Annotated in this window: 15 protein-coding genes; 9 read left to right on the forward strand and 6 right to left on the reverse strand. The window is 67.4% G+C overall.

The genetic code is table 11. The annotated features are described in order from the left end of the window. Positions 1-5: 5 nt before the first annotated feature. Positions 6-425, reverse strand: a complete 420-nt coding sequence (locus tag QE494_RS02035; protein WP_300041021.1) for a type II toxin-antitoxin system VapC family toxin — start codon at positions 423-425, stop codon at positions 6-8. A 4-nt stretch (positions 426-429) separates the two neighbouring features. After that, on the reverse strand, positions 430-672 hold the full coding sequence (locus tag QE494_RS02040) for a type II toxin-antitoxin system Phd/YefM family antitoxin (protein WP_300041023.1): 243 nt from the start codon (positions 670-672) through the stop codon (positions 430-432). A gap of 163 nt (positions 673-835) precedes the next feature. On the opposite strand from QE494_RS02040, the gene gstA reads away from it, so the two are divergent. Next, positions 836-1,438 carry a glutathione transferase GstA gene (gstA, locus tag QE494_RS02045; RefSeq protein ID WP_300041025.1) on the forward strand — a complete coding sequence of 201 codons (603 nt, stop codon included), beginning with the start codon at positions 836-838 and terminating at the stop codon, positions 1,436-1,438. Here gstA and QE494_RS02050 read toward each other — a convergent pair whose 3' ends face one another. Then, on the reverse strand, positions 1,439-2,671 hold the full coding sequence (locus QE494_RS02050; protein WP_300041027.1) for a YbfB/YjiJ family MFS transporter: 1,233 nt from the start codon (positions 2,669-2,671) through the stop codon (positions 1,439-1,441). 35 nt (positions 2,672-2,706) lie between these two features. Next, complete coding sequence (locus tag QE494_RS02055; protein ID WP_300041143.1) at positions 2,707-4,908, reverse strand: cation-translocating P-type ATPase; 2,202 nt, start codon at positions 4,906-4,908, stop codon at positions 2,707-2,709. A gap of 271 nt (positions 4,909-5,179) precedes the next feature. Between QE494_RS02055 and QE494_RS02060 the strand changes: the two genes are divergently transcribed. The 5 genes from QE494_RS02060 to QE494_RS02080 all read left to right on the forward strand — a co-directional run bounded on the left by QE494_RS02060 (position 5,180) and on the right by QE494_RS02080 (position 9,247). Beyond that, positions 5,180-5,374, forward strand: coding sequence for a heavy-metal-associated domain-containing protein (locus QE494_RS02060; RefSeq protein ID WP_300041029.1), 195 nt, complete (start codon positions 5,180-5,182; stop codon positions 5,372-5,374). Positions 5,375-5,600: 226 nt separating this feature from the next. After that, a complete protein-coding gene (locus tag QE494_RS02065) occupies positions 5,601-6,176 on the forward strand; it encodes a Spy/CpxP family protein refolding chaperone (protein ID WP_300041032.1) in 576 nt (191 codons plus the stop codon). Positions 6,177-6,310: 134 nt separating this feature from the next. After that, positions 6,311-7,078 carry an endonuclease/exonuclease/phosphatase family protein gene (locus QE494_RS02070; protein ID WP_300041035.1) on the forward strand — a complete coding sequence of 256 codons (768 nt, stop codon included), beginning with the start codon at positions 6,311-6,313 and terminating at the stop codon, positions 7,076-7,078. Between the two features lie 16 nt (positions 7,079-7,094). After that, the gene (clsB, locus tag QE494_RS02075) at positions 7,095-8,291 is read left to right on the forward strand and encodes a cardiolipin synthase ClsB (RefSeq protein WP_300041037.1); all 1,197 of its coding nucleotides are present in this window, start codon (positions 7,095-7,097) and stop codon (positions 8,289-8,291) included. Then, positions 8,288-9,247 (forward strand): lysylphosphatidylglycerol synthase domain-containing protein, encoded by a 960-nt coding sequence (locus tag QE494_RS02080; protein ID WP_300041039.1) that lies wholly within the window; start codon positions 8,288-8,290, stop codon positions 9,245-9,247. Before clsB ends, QE494_RS02080 begins: the two co-directional genes overlap by 4 nt. Before the next feature lie 65 nt (positions 9,248-9,312). Here the strand turns inward: QE494_RS02080 and QE494_RS02085 are convergent, their stop codons facing one another. After that, a complete protein-coding gene (locus QE494_RS02085) occupies positions 9,313-9,909 on the reverse strand; it encodes an NnrU family protein (protein ID WP_300041145.1) in 597 nt (198 codons plus the stop codon). Between the two features lie 223 nt (positions 9,910-10,132). Between QE494_RS02085 and QE494_RS02090 the strand changes: the two genes are divergently transcribed. The 3 genes from QE494_RS02090 (at position 10,133) to QE494_RS02100 (ending at position 14,271) form a co-directional block, all read left to right on the forward strand. Next, positions 10,133-12,082 carry an ATP-binding protein gene (locus QE494_RS02090; RefSeq protein WP_300041041.1) on the forward strand — a complete coding sequence of 650 codons (1,950 nt, stop codon included), beginning with the start codon at positions 10,133-10,135 and terminating at the stop codon, positions 12,080-12,082. Positions 12,083-12,206: 124 nt separating this feature from the next. Further along, on the forward strand, positions 12,207-13,487 hold the full coding sequence (locus QE494_RS02095) for an acetyl-CoA hydrolase/transferase family protein (protein ID WP_300041043.1): 1,281 nt from the start codon (positions 12,207-12,209) through the stop codon (positions 13,485-13,487). Then, positions 13,468-14,271 (forward strand): SDR family NAD(P)-dependent oxidoreductase, encoded by an 804-nt coding sequence (locus tag QE494_RS02100; protein WP_300041045.1) that lies wholly within the window; start codon positions 13,468-13,470, stop codon positions 14,269-14,271. The genes QE494_RS02095 and QE494_RS02100 overlap by 20 nt, the downstream gene beginning before the upstream one ends. Before the next feature lie 144 nt (positions 14,272-14,415). Here the strand turns inward: QE494_RS02100 and gyrB are convergent, their stop codons facing one another. Next, positions 14,416-16,992 carry a DNA topoisomerase (ATP-hydrolyzing) subunit B gene (gene gyrB / locus QE494_RS02105; RefSeq protein WP_300041047.1) on the reverse strand — a complete coding sequence of 859 codons (2,577 nt, stop codon included), beginning with the start codon at positions 16,990-16,992 and terminating at the stop codon, positions 14,416-14,418. Positions 16,993-17,071: the final 79 nt, after the last annotated feature.

A 17,071-nucleotide genomic window follows, 5' to 3' on the forward strand; every position in this document is an offset into this window, starting at 1 on the left:
CTCCGTCAATTGTCCAAGAGGGTGGCCTTCAGGCCGACGGCGAGCGCGCCCTGGTATTGGCGCTGGTCCGCAGTGATGAAGTGGTCGACACCTGCCGCCACGGCCGCAGCGATGTGCAGGGCATCGCCGGCGCGCAGGGGACTCGCCTCCAATGCCCGAATCGCGGCCCGCTCCATCACCGTGGTCCAGGGCACGACGTCGAAGGCATCGAAGTTGCGCTCGACCTCGTCGCAGGTCTTGCGGTAGGCCTCCTCGCTGGTGCGGGCGTCCCTGCGCACACGGTTCAAGGCCGAATAGAGCTCCACCCGGCAATGCGGCGCGGTCACCACCGGGCGAGCGCGAGCAAACCACGCGAGCATGGCCTCTCGGCCAGGCTCGGGGAGATAACGCTTAAGAAGCGCGGACGTATCAAAAAGGACTCGCATGGACTTACCAGGGCGCGTCTTGGCGATCGTCAATGAGCTTTCGGACGGCCGAATAGCCCTCGGGCAGAGACATGACGGGCTCGAAGGGCTGGAGGTAGCTCGGAGGCTCTGCATCCTCGGCCCGCAGGGGAACCAGTTCGGCCACCGGCTTGCCGCGGCGAAGAATGCGCACGGTTTCGCCCTTCTCGACCAGATCGAGCATTTCGGACACATGGGCGCGGAAGTCGCTGAGTGAAAGGGTTTGCATTTGTACAAGTCGGGCTTTGTGTACATTGTAGCGGCATGTTCTTGCTTGGGAAGCGACCGGGAGAGCAGGTGGTCGAGGCGCGCTACCATCGCGTCGCATCGGTCGCGGCCCCTGCGCCACCGCCGGCCTCCACCCGTCCATTCACACTCCCTCAGGAACCCCCGTGAAGCTGTATTACTCCCCTGGCGCCTGCTCCCTCTCCCCCCACATCGTGCTGCGCGAGTCCGGCCTGGCCTTCGAGCCAGTGCTGGCCAGCACCAAGACCCACAAGCTGCCCGATGGCACGGACTTCTACACCCTCAACCCCTTGGGCTATGTTCCCTTGCTCGACGACGGCAGCCGCCTGCGCGAGGGCCCGGCGATCGTGCAATACATCGCGGACCAGGTCCCCGAGAAAAAACTGGCCCCACCCAACGGCACCCTGCCCCGCTACCACCTACAGGAGTGGCTGACCTTCATCGGCACCGAGCTGCACAAGGGCTTCTCTCCGCTGTTCAACCCGTCCCTGACCGATGACGTCAAGCAGATCTTCCGCACCCGCCTCACCGGCCGCTTCCAGTGGGTGGACGGCGAGCTGGCCAAGTCCGCGTACCTCATGGGCGACGAATTCTGCGTCGCTGACGCCTACCTCTTCACGGTGAGCCGCTGGGCCGCGGTGGTCAAAGTCGACATCACCGGCCTGACCCACCTGGCAGCCTTCCGTGCGCGCATGGCCGCCCGACCTGCGGTGCAGGCGGCCATCAAGGCAGAAGGCCTGCCGGGCTGATCAGGCGCGGGCGCGCTGGCGCAGCGCGATGAGCGCGCCGAGCCAAAGCGCGCCGGCCGAGAAGGCCAGGCCCCGGGTCAGGCCGCCAGGCCCGTCGGCGATCCAACCCACCACCGAGGGTCCGACGATCTGTCCCAGCGCAAACACGATGGTGAAGGCGCTGATGCCTGCCGCCCATTGCGAAGGCGGCAGGTTGTGGCGCACCAGGGCCGTGGTGGATGCGACCACTGAGAGAAAAATGCCACCGAACATCAGGCCCGAGACCATCAGCATCGGGAAGTACCCGGTCACGACCGGAATGAAAATGGCCAGCCCCAGCAAGCCATTGAGCAGGGCCTGGGGTTGGCCGCCACGGTAGCGATCGAGGAGGCCCGCCCAGATGCGGGAGGAGGCCACCACCGCGGCACCCAACAGGGCGTAAAAGACCGTGATGCGGCCCGCAGCCACCCCCTGCTCGCGCAGCAAAGCGACCACGAAGGTCATATAGCCGATATAGCCTACGCCGAACATCGCATAGCCAGCCAGCCCCGGCGCGAAGTCGCGCCAGCGAAACACGGCGGCGGCGTCCGCAGCGGATGCAACGGGCGCCTGCAACTGGCGCAGCACGCGAGCCGGCCACGCCAGCAGCGCCGAGGCCAGCGCGCAGGCCAGGGCCAAGACCCACCAGGCCCAGGCCCAGCCATGCGGCACCTGCGCAGCCGCCTCCAGAAGGGGTGGAACCAAGAGCGCAGACAACACAATGCCCAGACCCGTACCGCCGTAGTACACCCCCAGCAGCAGCCCGTTGCGCGACGGCATCTGCGCACCCAGACGCGCGGCCAGCAGGCCACCGGCGATGAACAGCATGGCACTGGCCACGCCGACCAGCAGGCGCTGCAGCAGGAGGGGGGCCGCGTCGGTAAAAAAACCGGTCAGCCCCATGAACAGGCTGGCCAGCCAGGTGCCCAAGAGAAGAACGCCCGCGCCATCGAGCCGGCGCAGCAGCCACGGGGTGAGGAGTGCCCCCAGAAAATAGCCCAGCGCGTTGGCGGTATTCATCGCCCCGGCCAGTGTGTAGCTCCATTGCAGATCGGCCCGCATCGGCGGCAGCAGCAGGCCGTAGGCGAAGCGGGTTACCCCCAGGGACACCGCCGCCCCAAGAGACAGCGCCAGCGCGAGGGAAAGCAGCCGGCCGAAGGAAGGCGTCGAGCCAGGGTCGGACACAGCGGGCGGAACGAGTGGGGCCGCAGACATGCCCGCAGATTGTCGGGGATCACCCCGGAGCGCATTCAGGGGCGTTGGACGCTCGGGCCCGTGCCGCGCCAACGCCGCAGCAGCAGCGCATTGCTCATCACGCTCACACTGGACAGGGCCATGGCCGCGCCGGCCACCACCGGGTTGAGGTAACCCAGGGCCGCCAGCGGGATGCCGGCAACGTTATAGGCAAAGGCCCAGAACAGGTTCTGCCGGATCTTGCGCACGGTGCGGTCCGAGATCGACAAGGCCCCAGCGACCAGGCGCAGGTCACCCCGCATCAGCGTGATGCCGGCCGCGTGCATGGCCACGTCGGTCCCCGTAGCCATGGCCAGCCCCACGTCGGCGGCGGCCAGAGCAGGCGCGTCGTTGACGCCGTCACCCACCATGGCCACCACGCGCCGGCGGCCGTTTTCGCCCTCTTGCAGCAGCGCCACCTGGGCCGCCTTGTCGCCTGGTAACACCTCGGCGCGCACCTCGTCCTCGTGCAGCCCCAGCCGGGCGCCCATCGCGAGCGCCGCGGCGCGGTTGTCGCCGGAAATCAACACCAGCCGCAAGCCACGCGCACGCAGTTGCGCCAAGGTGTCGCGGGCTTCGGGCTTGGCCTCGTCGGCGAAGACCATCAGCGCCCGGGCGATGAGACCCTCGGTCACTCGTTCGGCCAAGACCGACAAGGTGGCGCCCTCCTCGCCCCAACGCGCCAGGGGCTCGGTCAGGCCCGACAGGTCGACACCCAAGTCGGTCATCCAGCGCCGGCTACCGATCAGAAAGCTGCGCCCACCCACTTCGCCCTCCACGCCCAGGCCGGCCACCGCCCGCGCCGCATCTGGCGCGGGCACAAGCAAGCCGCGCGTCTGGGCCGCCATCACCACCGCGCGGGCCAGCGGGTGCTCGCTGCCGCCTTGCAAGCTGGCGGCCATCGCCAGGGCATCGGCCTCGGCAAAAGCGGCCTCGACGCCGGCGCGAGGCGCAGAGATAAAAGCGACAAGGCGCGGCCGGCCGACGGTCAGCGTGCCGGTCTTGTCGAAAGCGACCGTGTCCACGCGATGCGCCAGCTCCAAAGCCTGCGCGTCCTTGATCAGAATGCCATGGCGGGCAGCCACCCCGGTGCCCGCCATGATGGCCGCCGGGGTCGCCAGACCCAGGGCGCAGGGGCACGCAATCACCAGCACCGCCACCGAGCGGATCAGGGCCGTCTCCACGCCGGATCCGGCAAGCAGCCAGCCGATCAGGGTGATCAGCGCCAGGCCCATGACCACCGGCACAAAAACCGCGCTGACCTGATCGACCAGCCGCTGGATCGGCGCCTTGGCCGCCTGCGCGTCTTCCACCAAACGGATGATGCGGGCCAGCACCGACTCGCTACCCACGGCGGTGGCCCGCATGACGATGCGGCCCTCGGCGTTGATGCTGCCGCCGGTCACCCGCGCGCCAACGCCCTTGCTGACCGGCAGGGGCTCGCCCGTGAGCATGGACTCATCCACATGGGTCGCGCCCTCCTCGACCACACCATCCGCGGGCAAGCGCTCGCCCGGGCGCACCACCAGGCGGTCGCCGGCCAGCACCTCGGCCAAGGGCAGGTCTTCCTCGATGCCGCCGGCAGGCCCCGACTTCAGCACGTGGGCGTGCTCGGGCCGCAAGGCCTGCAGCGCCCGGATGGCGGAGGTGGTTTGGCGCTTGGCCCGCACCTCCAGCCATTTGCCCAGAAGAACCAGGGCCACCACCACCGCCGAGGCCTCGAAGTACAGGTGGGCCGAACCCTGGGCCAGCCACATCCACATCGACAGCCCCCAGCCAGCAGAAGTGCCCACCGCCACCAGCAGGTCCATGTTGCCGGTGCCCGACTTGAGCGCGTGCCATCCGGCCCGGTAAAAGCGGGCGCCGAGGATGAACTGCACTGGCGAAGCCAACAGAAACTGCAACCAGGCCGGCAGCATCCAGTGCCGGCCGGCCAGGTCGCCCACCATCGGCAGGACCAGCGGCAAGGACAGGGCCAGAGCCAAGGCCACCGGGGCGAAGCCAGCCCACGGCGACAGATCTTCAGCAAAGACCGCGTCTGCCGCACGCGGCTCATAGCCCGCCTCACGCACTGCACGGCGAATGCGGGCGACGGACTCCTCACCCGGCGCATACAGCACGCGCGCCGACTCGGTGGCGAGATTGACCGTGGCCTGCTCCACGCCCGGCACGCGTGCCAAGGCGCGCTCGACGCGGCTGACACAAGAGGCGCAGGTCATGCCGCCCACGCCCAGATCGAGCGTGGCGACAGCAACGGGGGTTGCGACAGGCTCCGCCTGGCCGGCTTGGGTCGCTGATGTCGAGGTGGAGATCGTGGTCACGGACTTCATGGTGGCAGAGTGAACCTTGCCAGGGTGACAAGGGCAGGAGTTGAGGCAGATCAAGCCCGAGGCCAAATGGAATTGCCATCATGCACCCACCCTGGCGCGCCCGGGAGGGTGCAGGATACGAGGCCTGATCGACACACCGGACATACAAAAGGAGCAAGCGATGAACCAGAACTTCCAAGTGCAGGGCATGACTTGCGGCCACTGCGAGCGTGCTGTCACCCAGGCGGTGCAACGCGTGGACCCGGCCGCTGAGGTCAAGATCGACCGGCCCGCGGGCAAGGTCGAGGTAGAGACCACCCAGCCGCGCGAGGCCATCGCCCATGCGATTGCCGAGGAAGGCTACGCGGTGCAATAAGCACCAGGGGCGGACTCCTTGCTCAGCGCTCATCGCTGCCATCGTGATGCTCTGGGGTCCTCGCAGCGGGCCGTTCGAGCAACGGCAGGCCTGGGCCACTCAGCCGAGATTTGTCACCGGATCTTTACCTCGAGGCAACAGCGACCGCATCCGGTCTTCACAAGCAGCGACCACACTGTGACCACGCTGCCACTTGCGCAGTCCACCCCAGGAAGGAAACCTGACCATGACTTTTTCCATGACACCTCTGCTAGGCCGCCACCAGTTGGCCGCCGCTGCGCTGGCCTTGCTCGCAGGCACCGCCTTCGCGCAGGCCACGACGCCGGCGCCCACCCCCGCCGCCTCGGGCGCACACCGGCAGGCCAAAGGCCACGGCGAGATGCATGAGCGCCACGGCCACCACGGCCGGTCCTACGACTCAGCCAAGATGCAAAAACGCTACGACCAGCGCATGGCAGAGCTCAAGAAATCGCTGCAGATCACGCCCGCCCAAGAGCCTGCGTGGACCGAGTTCAGCAACGCCCTGCGACCGCCGGCCACGGCACCCCAGATGCCCGATCGCGCGGCGATGGAAAAGATGACCACGCCCCAGCGCCTCGACCAGATGCAGGCCATGCGCAAGCAGCACATGGCGCAGATGGACCAGCGTGAGGCGGCCACCCGCGCCTTCTACTCACGGCTCAGCGCGGAGCAGCAAAAGCGGTTTGACGAGCAGGGCCGGCGCATGGGCCACGGGGGCGAGCATCACCGGGACGGGCACCACGGCCATGAGGAGCATGGCGGCCAGCGCCATCACCACTGAGTCCCCGCGCGGCCAGAAGCCTGCCGGCGCCGTGGCCGGCAGCGCACTGCGGCAAGGTCCTACCCACCGCCGCCCAGCGCAACCGTAAAACACGGGGGGGCTTAGCGCCGAGGGGCGCCGCCCCACCGCCGACCATGCAGCAGACACCCAAGCCCAGCCCGGTGCTGACCGTCATGACGGTCAACATCCACAAGGGCTTTTCCTTTTTCAACCGGCACTTCATCCTGCCTGAGTTGCGGGATGCGGTGCGCAAGGTGGGCGCAGACATCGTGTTCCTGCAAGAAGTGCTGGGCCACCCGCAGGACGGCGCGGCGCCGCTCAGCGGCTGGCCTGAGGCCCCGCACTACGAATTTCTCGCCGACGACATCTGGCCGCAGTACGCGTATGGGCGCAACGCGGTGTCACCACGGGGCCACCATGGCAACGCGCTGATGTCCAAGTTCCCCATCGTCCACGACCAGAACCACGACGTCTCCATCGCCGGGCCGGAAAAGCGCGGGCTGCTGCACTGCGTGCTGCGCCTACCGGGCATGCCGGTCGAGGTTCATGTGATCTGCGTCCATCTGGGTCTGCTCGAGGGCCATCGCCAGCAGCAGCTGGCGATGCTCTGCGCGATGGTGCGCGGTGAGGTCCCGCCCGGCGCGCCGCTCATCGTCGCTGGCGACTTCAACGACTGGCGCCGGCGTGCCGACGCCGTCCTGTGGCAAGGGGCGCGTCTGCGCGAGGTTTTTGTCACCGCCTATGGCGTGCCAGCCAAGACCTTTCCCGCGCGCCTGCCCCTGCTGGCGCTGGACCGGATCTATGTGCGTAATGCCTCGGCCCACCTGCCGGTCGTGCTTCCGCGCAAGCCCTGGTCCCACTTGTCGGACCACGCGCCACTGGCAGCGGAGGTTCATCTCTGAGCGCAGGGTGGGCCGCATGCGCAAGACACCCGCCGCCATCAGCAGCGACCCCTGGGTCGAGGGCAATGCCGTGGCTCTGCTGGAAAACGGTAATGCCTTTTTCCCGCGCCTCTTTGACGCCATCTCCAGCGCCCGATGGGAGCTGCTGCTGGAGACCTTCATCCTGTTCGAAGACCGGGTCGGGCTGCAGTTGGGCGCGCTGCTGGTTGCGGCGGCCCGGCGCGGGGTCGAGGTCGACCTGACCGTCGACGGCTGGGGCACGCCGGGCCTGTCTGAGGCGTTTGTTCGCAGCCTGGTCGAGGCGGGCGTTCGGCTGCATGTGTTCGACCCGGGCCCACGCCCTTTCGGCTGGCGACCCTGGGCGCTGCGCCGGCTGCACCGCAAGATCGTGGTGGTCGATGGCGCTGCCGCTTTCGTCGGCGGCATCAACTTCTCGGCCGATCACCTCACCGAGCACGGTCCGGGAGCCAAGCAGGACTACGCGGTCGAGGTCCACGGTCCTCTGGTCGCCGACCTGCGGCTGTTCCTGTTGCGTCAACTGCCCACGCGGCCACGGCCGTCGCTGGCCACACCCGCGCCCGCCGGCGAAATGCGCGTCCGGCTGGCCGTGCGTGACAACCACGACCATCCGGACGACATCGAGCGCCACTACCGCGCCGCGATCCGCGCCGCGCGGGAACGGGTGCTGATTGCCAATGCCTATTTCTTTCCCGGTTACCGTCTGGTGCGCGAGTTGCGCCTGGCGGCCAGGCGGGGGGTCGACGTCCGGCTCATCCTCCAAGGCCGGCCGGACATGCCGATCGCCCGCGCAGCGGCGAGCACGCTCTACCTCCACCTGCTGAGCGCAGGCGTCCGGATCTTCGAGTACCGCCTGCGACCGCTGCACGGCAAGGTGGCCTTGGCCGATCAGCGTTGGTCAACCGTGGGCTCGAGCAACCTGGACCCGCTGAGTCTGGCCCTCAACCTCGAGGCCAACCTCGAAGTCGACGACCTCGGCTTCAACGCCATGCTCCACGCTCACCTGAGCACGCTGATGCTGCGCGACTGCCGCGAAGTGCTCGTCCAAGCCCTGCCGCGCGTGCGCGGGCTGGCGCTGCTGCGCACCTACCTGGCCTTTCACCTGATGCGCAAGTTTCCCGGCTGGGCCCGCGGCTTGCCGCGCCCCGCGCAACAGCTTCGAGCCGCCACCCTGGCGCCCCGGGACGCGGGATGAGTGCCAGCCAGGCGCCGCGGCGTTGGCGCTGGCCTTGGCTGAAGCCCTGGTTGGGGCGAGGCCTGGGCCTGCTGCTGGCCATCGCCCTCATCGTGGTGCTGGCCCGGCAGGCCGGTCGTATCGACGGCGCTGCGGTGGGCCGGGCCCTGGCCGAGATGTCGCCGCATCTGCTGCTAGCGGCTACCGCCATGGCCCTGACCAGCCATGTGCTCTATGGCTGCCTGGATATTCTCGGGCGCCGCTACACCGCCCACCAACTGCCTACCTCCCTGGTGCTGCTCATTGGGACCACCAGCTACGCCTTCAACCTCTGCCTGGGCTCGGTGCTGGGCGGCTTGGCCTGCCGCGCCCGGTTGTACACACGACTGGGCCTACCGGTCGGGTGCATCGCGCGTATCGTCACCTTCAGCCTGGTGAGCAATTGGTTGGGCTATTTGCTGCTGGCAGGCACCGTGTTCTCGCTCTCTCCCCCAGAGCTACCGCCGGCCTGGGGTCTGCCAGAACTTGCCCGTGGCGGCATGCGCTGGCTGGGCCTGGGCCTGCTCGGCCTCGGCCTTCTTTACCTCGGCTTGTGCATATGGCATGGGGGGCGGACCCTGGTGTTCCGGCGGCAAGTCTGGTCGGTCCCTCGCCTGGGATTGGCGCTGGCGCAGGCGGGGGTTTCGGTCGGGCACTGGGCCACCATGGGCGCGCTGCTGACGCTCCTGTTTCAGGGCCAGGTGCCTTATGTGCAGGTGCTGGCGGTGTTGCTGGTGGCGGCCGTTGCCGGGGCCATCGCCCATGTGCCAGCCGGACTTGGCGTGCTGGAGGCCGTCTTCATGGCTTTGCTTTCACACCGGTTACCCGCGCCAATGGTGCTGGCCGCGATGGTGAGCTACAGGCTGCTGTTCTATCTGCTGCCGCTGGGTCTGGGAACGGCGGTGTTCCTGCGACTCGAAGCCCGCCGGGCGCGCTGACCGTCGGCAACGGCAAGCATGCGCGCAGCGTGCGCGCAGCGCGCAAGGCGCTAGGCCTGGGCGCCTCAGCCGAGCGGGCGCACGCCGATCCAGGCGCCATGGGCCCAGAAGGCAAACCCGGCCCAGGCGACAGCGCCAATCACCACCGTGAGCGCGGTGGCCAGGGCGGACGAGGGAAGCGGCGCTGCGCCGGCCTCTCCCTGCAACGCCGATGCACGGTCACGCTGACGCGCGGCCCGGAAGTCGACCACCGCCCAGATCAAGAAAGCGCCAAACAGGACCACCGCCGCCAAGGTGCCATTGGCCAGCAGGTGGGCCAGGGCCCAGATCTTCACGCTGAGCACCATGGGATGGCGCAACCTCGCCCGGATCGCGTTGCGCGGCACGTAGGCGGCCACCAGCAGGATGAAGGCGACCAAAGTCAGCAAAGCGGCCAGGTGGTTCATGCCGCGCGGCGGCTGCCACAGCAGCACGGGCGCCTGCCGCGCCTGGCCATAGCCCCAAATAAGCAGGATGAAGCCGGCGAGCGACACCAGGGCGACCGCGCCCTTCCAGCCCTTCTCGCCCCAACGGGCCAGCTGCCGGCCGCGCCAGTCCTCGGCCACGACGCGGGTGGAGTGCGCCCCCAGAAACAACAGCAACCCGAGCACCAACCATGCCAAGTCTTTCATGTGCACTTCTCCTGCGTCGATACGATGTGGATGAAACCGACTGCATCATAGGCGGCCCTCCGATTACAAGCTCGGCGACAAGTTACGGTCGTCCCGAGCGAGCCGGCTCGGGCGCGCGATAGATTGGCCCTTTGGGCCTTTCCCTATGGTTCCAGCGCTTCCAACGACTGGCGCACAACTTCCCGCGCGCCGACATTGGGCCCAACGGTACGGCATGGCGTTGGCCTGCAGTATCGCTTTCATCGCCCTGCGAATAGCGATGAGCGAAGGCCTGGGCGGTCGCGCACCCACCCTCATCTTGCTGGCTGCACCACTGGTCGCGTCCTGGTTTGGGGGCTGGGGCCCAGGCCTGCTGGCAACCTTGCTGTGTACCTTCATCGGCGAGCTGGCCCTGGCCCAGCCCGGCCAGGCCTTCGGGTGGCCCAATAGTCCCGACGAATGGGGACGCGTTGTGATGCTCTTTGCCTATGGGCTGATCTTCAGCGGCTTCAATGAGAGCCGCCTGCGTAGCCTGCGGATTGCGTCCGCGCGGCAGGAGAACCTGCTGCGCGCCCAGCAGGAGCTCGCCCTGCGGGAGCAGCGCATGCGAGAGACGCTAGAGGCCTCTCCCGCGGCCATGGTGGTCGTGAACCGCGCCGGCCTGATCGAACTGGTCAACTCGCAGGCAGGGCGGCTGTTCGGATGGGATCGAGAGCAACTGGTCGGCCAGCCGATCGACCTGCTGGTACCCGAACCGGCGCGCCATCAGCACGCGGCCCACCGTGCCACCTTTCATGCCAACCCCTCGGCGCGCGTCATGGGCGCGGGCCGGGACCTACGGGCGCGCCGCAGAGACGGGACCGAGTTTCCGGTTGAAGTGGGGCTGACTCCGCTGCAGGGGTCCTCGAGCGGACTGGTACTGGCGACGGTCATCGACATCAGCTCACGACAGGAGGCGGCCGACGCCCTCCGGGAAAACGCCGAGCGACTGCGCGAGACCGACCGCCGCAAAGACGACTTCATCGCCGTGTTGGCCCACGAGTTGCGCAACCCACTGGCACCTGTGCGCAGCGCGGTCGAGATCATGCGGCGTCTCGACCCAGGTGATCCGCGCCTGGCCCGCATTAGAGAGGTCATCGCGCGCCAGGTGGACCACATGACACGCCTGATTGATGATCTGCTGGACGTGTCGCGCATTGGACGCGGCAAACTGGCGCTGCGCTTTGATCGCTGCAACCTAGCGCAGATCGCCAGGGACACCGCAGAGGATTACCAAGCGAGCCTGGAAAGTGAGGGATTGCGCCTTCTCATCGATGTGCCGGAAACGCCGATCTGGGTCGAGGGCGACGCGGTTCGCCTGGCGCAGATGCTGGGCAATTTGCTGAACAACGCGGGCCGCTTCAGCCACGCTGGCGGACTGATCACGGTGGAAGTACGCGTCGACATGGTGCTCCAGCAGGCCATGATGCGGGTCGCCGACACGGGCGTCGGCATCGGAAGCGAATTACTCGGCCGGCTGTTCAACCCCTTTGAGCAGGGGGCGCAGGACCTCTCACGCAGCCGCGGCGGCCTCGGTCTGGGCCTGGCGCTCACACAGGGCCTCGCTACTTTGCACGGCGGCCATATCGAAGCGAAGAGCCCTGGACCCGACCTGGGCGCGACCTTCACCCTGTGGCTTCCATTGGCGAGCGAGCACGCCGGCGAACGCCCCGGCGCAGATCCCGTCGGCGCTTCACCTCCGCCGACGGGGAGCGCTTCAACCGGGCTTGCGCCGGTGGCTGCCCAAGACCGGAGCAGGCTACGCATTCTCGTCGTGGAAGACAACCTTGACGCGGCCGAGACCCTGGGCGAGTTGCTCGCGCTGAGCGGGCACGAGGTGGAGGTCTGCCACGACGGTGAGGCCGGGGTGGCGCTGGCCAAGCAGGGATCGCCGGATGTCCTCATTTCCGACCTTGGCCTGCCCGGCGAGATGGACGGCTATCAGCTGGCCCGCCGGCTGCGGGCCGACCCGCAGCAAAAAGGCCTTTATCTGATCGCCCTGTCAGGCTATGCAGACGGCCCCGCTCGCGCGCGCAGCCAGGAGGCCGGCTTCGACGCCCACCTGCCCAAGCCACCAGACATCCAGCAACTGGAGGCCCTGCTTCTGCAGGTGGCGCGGCGCGGGGTGGGCCAAGTCGCGTCCTGATTTCCGCCACCGTTGCCATACCCGTGGGGGCTAAGGCCGGTACGCAGCAGCGCACCCGCCCAGGGTCGGAGTGCGCATACAGGGAGAAAATGTATGATGCATTTTCGATGAGAAAACGCGCGCCATGACTTCTTCACCGCCAGTCAAGTTGGACTTGCGCGCCTGGGTGAAACCCGGCGATGCGGTGGTTGTCTCCCAGGGCCTGGGCGAGCCTTACGGCCTGACGCAACAACTCGTGTCACAGCGACATGCCCTGGGACCGATCGACGTCTTTCTCGGTCCGGGCTTTGACAGCGCTTTCGATGCCTCCTGCGCAGACACCCTGCGCCTGCAAAGCTGGTGCGCCACCGGCAGCAACGCCCAGCTGGCAGCGGCGGGCGTGCTGGACATGGTGCCGGACCACTACATCGAGCTCGGGCCCCTGTTTGAAAGCGGCGCGATGCGTTGCGACGTGGCCCTGCTGTCGGCAAGCGGCCCCGACGCCCAAGGGCGCTTGTTCCTCGGCTTGAACGTCGACTACACGCTGGCGGCGGCACGCCGGGCGCGGGTCGTGATCCTGGAGGTCAACGAGGACTGGCCCTGCGTGCCCGGCGCTGAACTGCCCGCGGACATCCAGCCCTCTCTGGTGGTGAGAACCCGCCGCCCGCCCACGCCGATGGGCGGCGAGAGCGCCCCTGCCAACGAAGCCGATCAAGCCATCGCCCGGTATGCAGCGGGCCTGATCGACGATGGCGCGACGCTGTCCCTCGGTGTCGGCAACCTGCCCGATCGCGTCTTGCAAGCGCTGATGAACCACCGCGACCTCGGCATCCACTCGCCCATCCTGGTAGACCGCGTCGTGGACCTGATCGAAGCGGGCGTGGTGACGAACGCGCGCAAGGGGCTGGACCGCGGCGTCACCGTCGCAGGCCTGTTGATGGGCGGCACTCGCCTGCTGGATTTCGTGCGCCAGAGGCCGCCCCTGCGGCTGGCGCCGCCTTCGTACACGCACGCCCTCTGTACCCTGGCTGCGCAGCCCCAGTTCGTCGCCCTCACCGGGGCGCTCGAGGTCGACCTGACCGGCCAGATCAATGCCGAGACCGCGCAGGGCCGCTATGTCGGTGCGGTCGGGGGTCAGTTGTCGCTGCTGCGGGGCGCGCGCGCCTCGAAAGGCGGACAGGCCATCACACTGCTGCCGTCCACCGCCCGCGGGGGCACCGTCAGCCGCATCGTGCCGCGCCTGGCCGATGCGGTGGTCACCACGCCACGTTGCGACGTCGACAAGGTGGTCACCGAATTCGGCGTCGCCGATTTGCGCGGCAAGGGGTTGATGGCCCGGGTCGAGGCCATGGTGCGGATTGCGCATCCGGATTTTCGGGATGCTTTGGCACAAGAAGGAGAACGCATTGCAAGACTGGCTCGCTGACACTTCCTCCGGCCTTGCGGGCCGGGTTGCCCTGATCACCGGCTCGACCGGCGGCGTTGGCTTTCAGGTGGCCGGCATGCTCGCGGCCCGCGGCGCCACTGTGGTGATTAACGGCCGCGGGCAGGAGCGCGGCGACGCTGCGCTGAAGGCCCTGCAGGGGCTCTCGGGCCGGGTCCACCTGGCCACGGGCGACTGCATCGACCCGCACGAGGCGGCCCGCGTCGTGCAGCAAGCGGCGGGGCTCGAGGGTCGACTGGACATTCTGGTGAGCGCCGGCGCCGAGGGGCGCGTTGCGCCCAAGCCCTTCGCCGAGATGAGCGCCGAAGAGATCGTCACCGCCTACCAAACCCGGTTTCTTCCGCGCATCCTGCCGGTGCATGCGGCCGTGCCCTTCCTGCGAGAACAAGGTGGGTCGGTCGTCATGCTGACCACCGACGCCGCCCGGCATCCGACACCTGGCGAGTCCATCGTGGGCGCGGTGGGCGCAGGGGTGATTCTCATGACCAAAGCCCTGGCCAAGGAGTTTTCGCGCTGGCGGATCCGGGTCAACAGCGTCGCGATGACCCTGACCTCGGACACGCCCTCCTGGGACCGCATCTTCGGCGGTGATGCCGCCTTTCAGCAGCAGCTGTTTACCAAGCTCAACGACCGCTTCCCCGGCGGGCGCGCGCCGACCGCGCAAGAGGTGGCACACGTGGTGGCCTTCCTGGCGAGTGATGCAGCCGCGCAGGTGACGGGGCAGACGGTGAGCGTCAACGGCGGCCTGTCCTTCGGCGGCTGGTAAAGCGCCACTCGCAAAGCGTCACTCGTCACGCGCCACTCGTAAAGTGCCACCCGTCATGCGCGTCAGGTCCTGCGCACCGGGAACAGCGTACGCGCCACACGCGTGCCCCGGTCAGCGAGACATGGGGCTACTCAGACGTCGATCTCAAACGTCGATATTGGCCGCGCGCAGTGCATTGGTCTCAATGAACTCGCGGCGGGGTTCCACCTCGTCGCCCATGAGCATGGTGAAGACGCGGTCGGCTTCGATCGCATCGTCGATCTGCACCCTCAGCAGGCGTCGTACCGTGGGGTCCATGGTGGTTTCCCACAACTGCGCGGGGTTCATCTCGCCCAAGCCCTTGTAACGCTGGCGGGCGGTGGCACGCTCGGCTTCGCCGATCAGCCAGCGCATGGCCTGTCGGAAGTCACCGACCTTCTCCTCCTTCTGCCGCTCACCCTCGCCGCGGCGCACCACCGCACCTTCGTGCAGCAGGCCGCGGAAGGTGTCGGCCGCCTCGGCCAGGGCGCGGTAGTCGGCGCCGTGAACGAACTCCTGTGTGATCACGCTGCTCTTGATGTTGCCGTGGTGGCGGCGGCTGATGCGCAGGATAGGTTTGTCGGTACGCACATCGAATTCGGCGGCGACTTCGGCGGGTGCGGCATTGGTCAGGCGATCGATCTCCTGCAACTTGGCCTGAAGTGCCGCCGCCGACACTTCGGCCGTCGCAACGGTGTCCAGATCGAGGCGTACGCCATCGGCCACCGCACGCAGGGCCTCAGCGTCCAGGTAACCTGCCAAGCGAGCAATGACCTGCTCGGCGACCTGGTGCTTGCGAGCCAGTTCGGCCAAGGTTTCGCCCTGGAGCACCGTGGGTGCCGCACCGCCCGTGCTCACGCTGGCGCCGTTCATCGCAATGCGCAGCAAGAAGACGTCCAGCTCACTGCCGTCCTTGAGGTAGAGCTCTTCCTTGCCAGCCTTGACCTTGTATAGAGGAGGCTGAGCGATGTAGATGTGACCTCGCTCGACGAGTTCGGGCATCTGCCGATAGAAGAACGTGAGCAGCAGGGTGCGGATGTGCGCGCCGTCCACATCCGCGTCGGTCATGATGATGATGCGGTGGTAGCGCAGCTTGGCCACGTCAAAGTCGTCCGCACCACCTTGGCCAGGCGCACCGCCAGCCTTGCCGATGCCGGTGCCCAAGGCGGTGATCAGCGTGAGAATTTCATTGCTGGTGAGAAGCTTCTCGTAGCGCGCCTTCTCCACGTTCAGGATTTTGCCGCGCAGTGGCAGGATGGCCTGGAACTTCCGGTCGCGGCCTTGCTTGGCCGAGCCGCCGGCGGAGTCGCCCTCGACGATGTAGATCTCGCACAGCGCAGGATCTTTCTCTTGGCAGTCGGCCAGCTTGCCCGGCAAGCCCATGCCGTCGAGCACGCCCTTGCGACGGGTCATCTCGCGGGCCTTGCGGGCGGCCTCGCGGGCACGGGCGGCTTCGACGATCTTGCCAACAATGATCTTGGCGTCGTTAGGCCGCTCCTGCAGGTACTCATTGAGCTTGTTGGCCACCACGTCTTCGACCGGGCCACGCACCTCGGAGGAGACCAGCTTGTCCTTGGTCTGACTGGAGAACTTGGGCTCGGGCACCTTGACCGACAGCACGCAGGTCAGACCCTCGCGCATGTCGTCACCGGAGATCTCGACCTTGGCCTTTTTGGCCAATTCGTTCTCGTCGATGTATTTGTTGATAACGCGAGTCATCGCCGCGCGCAGGCCGGTCAGGTGGGTACCGCCGTCACGCTGCGGGATGTTGTTGGTGAAGCACAGCACCTGCTCGTTGTAGCCACTGTTCCACTGCATGGCCACTTCAACGGTGATGTTGGTGGCCTGGTCGCTCATTTTTTCGCCGGTGGCGATGAAGGCGTTGGGATGCAGGACCTGCTTGCCCTTGTTGATGAAGTCAACAAACCCCTTGACGCCGCCTGCCCCCGAGAAGTCATCGCTCTTGCCAGAGCGCTCGTCGTGCAGACGGATCTTGACGCCGTTGTTCAGGAAGGAGAGCTCACGCAAGCGCTTGGCGAGGATCTCGTAGTGGAAGTCGTGGTTCTCGCGAAAGATGTCGGTGTCGGGGAGGAAATGCACCTCCGTACCACGCTTCTCGGTGTCACCGGTGATCTTCATCGGCCGCACCACGGCACGTTCGCCCTTGGGACCGGTTTCCTCCGCCACCTCCCCGCTTTGCACCACGAAGCCCTTGCTGAACTCCAGGGTGTGGACCTTGCCCTCGCGGCGTACCACCAGGCGCAACGAGCTCGAGAGTGCGTTCACGCAAGACACACCCACGCCGTGCAGGCCCCCCGAGACCTTGTAGCTGTTTTGGTTGAACTTGCCACCCGCGTGCAACTCAGTGAGTGCAATTTCAGCGGCCGAGCGCTTGGGCTCGTGCTTGTCGTCCCATTTCACGCCCGTGGGAATGCCACGGCCGTTATCGGTGACGCTGATCGAGTTGTCGGTATGGATGGTGACCACGATGTCGTCGCAGTGACCGGCCAGCGACTCGTCAATCGAGTTGTCGACCACCTCGAACACCAGGTGATGCAATCCTGTGCCATCCGACGTATCCCCGATGTACATGCCGGGTCGCTTGCGCACCGCCTCCAGGCCTTCCAGGATCTGGATACTGCTCTCGCCGTAGCCCTCTGCGGGCGCGGGCTGGGAGCCTTCGGGCTGGTTCTGTTCGGACATAGGCAGGATGTTCTCGGTCTCTGTAAGAGCCGAACCCGCCAAGGGAGGCGGGTCCGGAATTCGGGGAGCACTCTCGCTG

The organism is Ramlibacter sp. (assembly GCF_029866045.1).
GTDB lineage: Bacteria > Pseudomonadota > Gammaproteobacteria > Burkholderiales > Burkholderiaceae_C > Ramlibacter.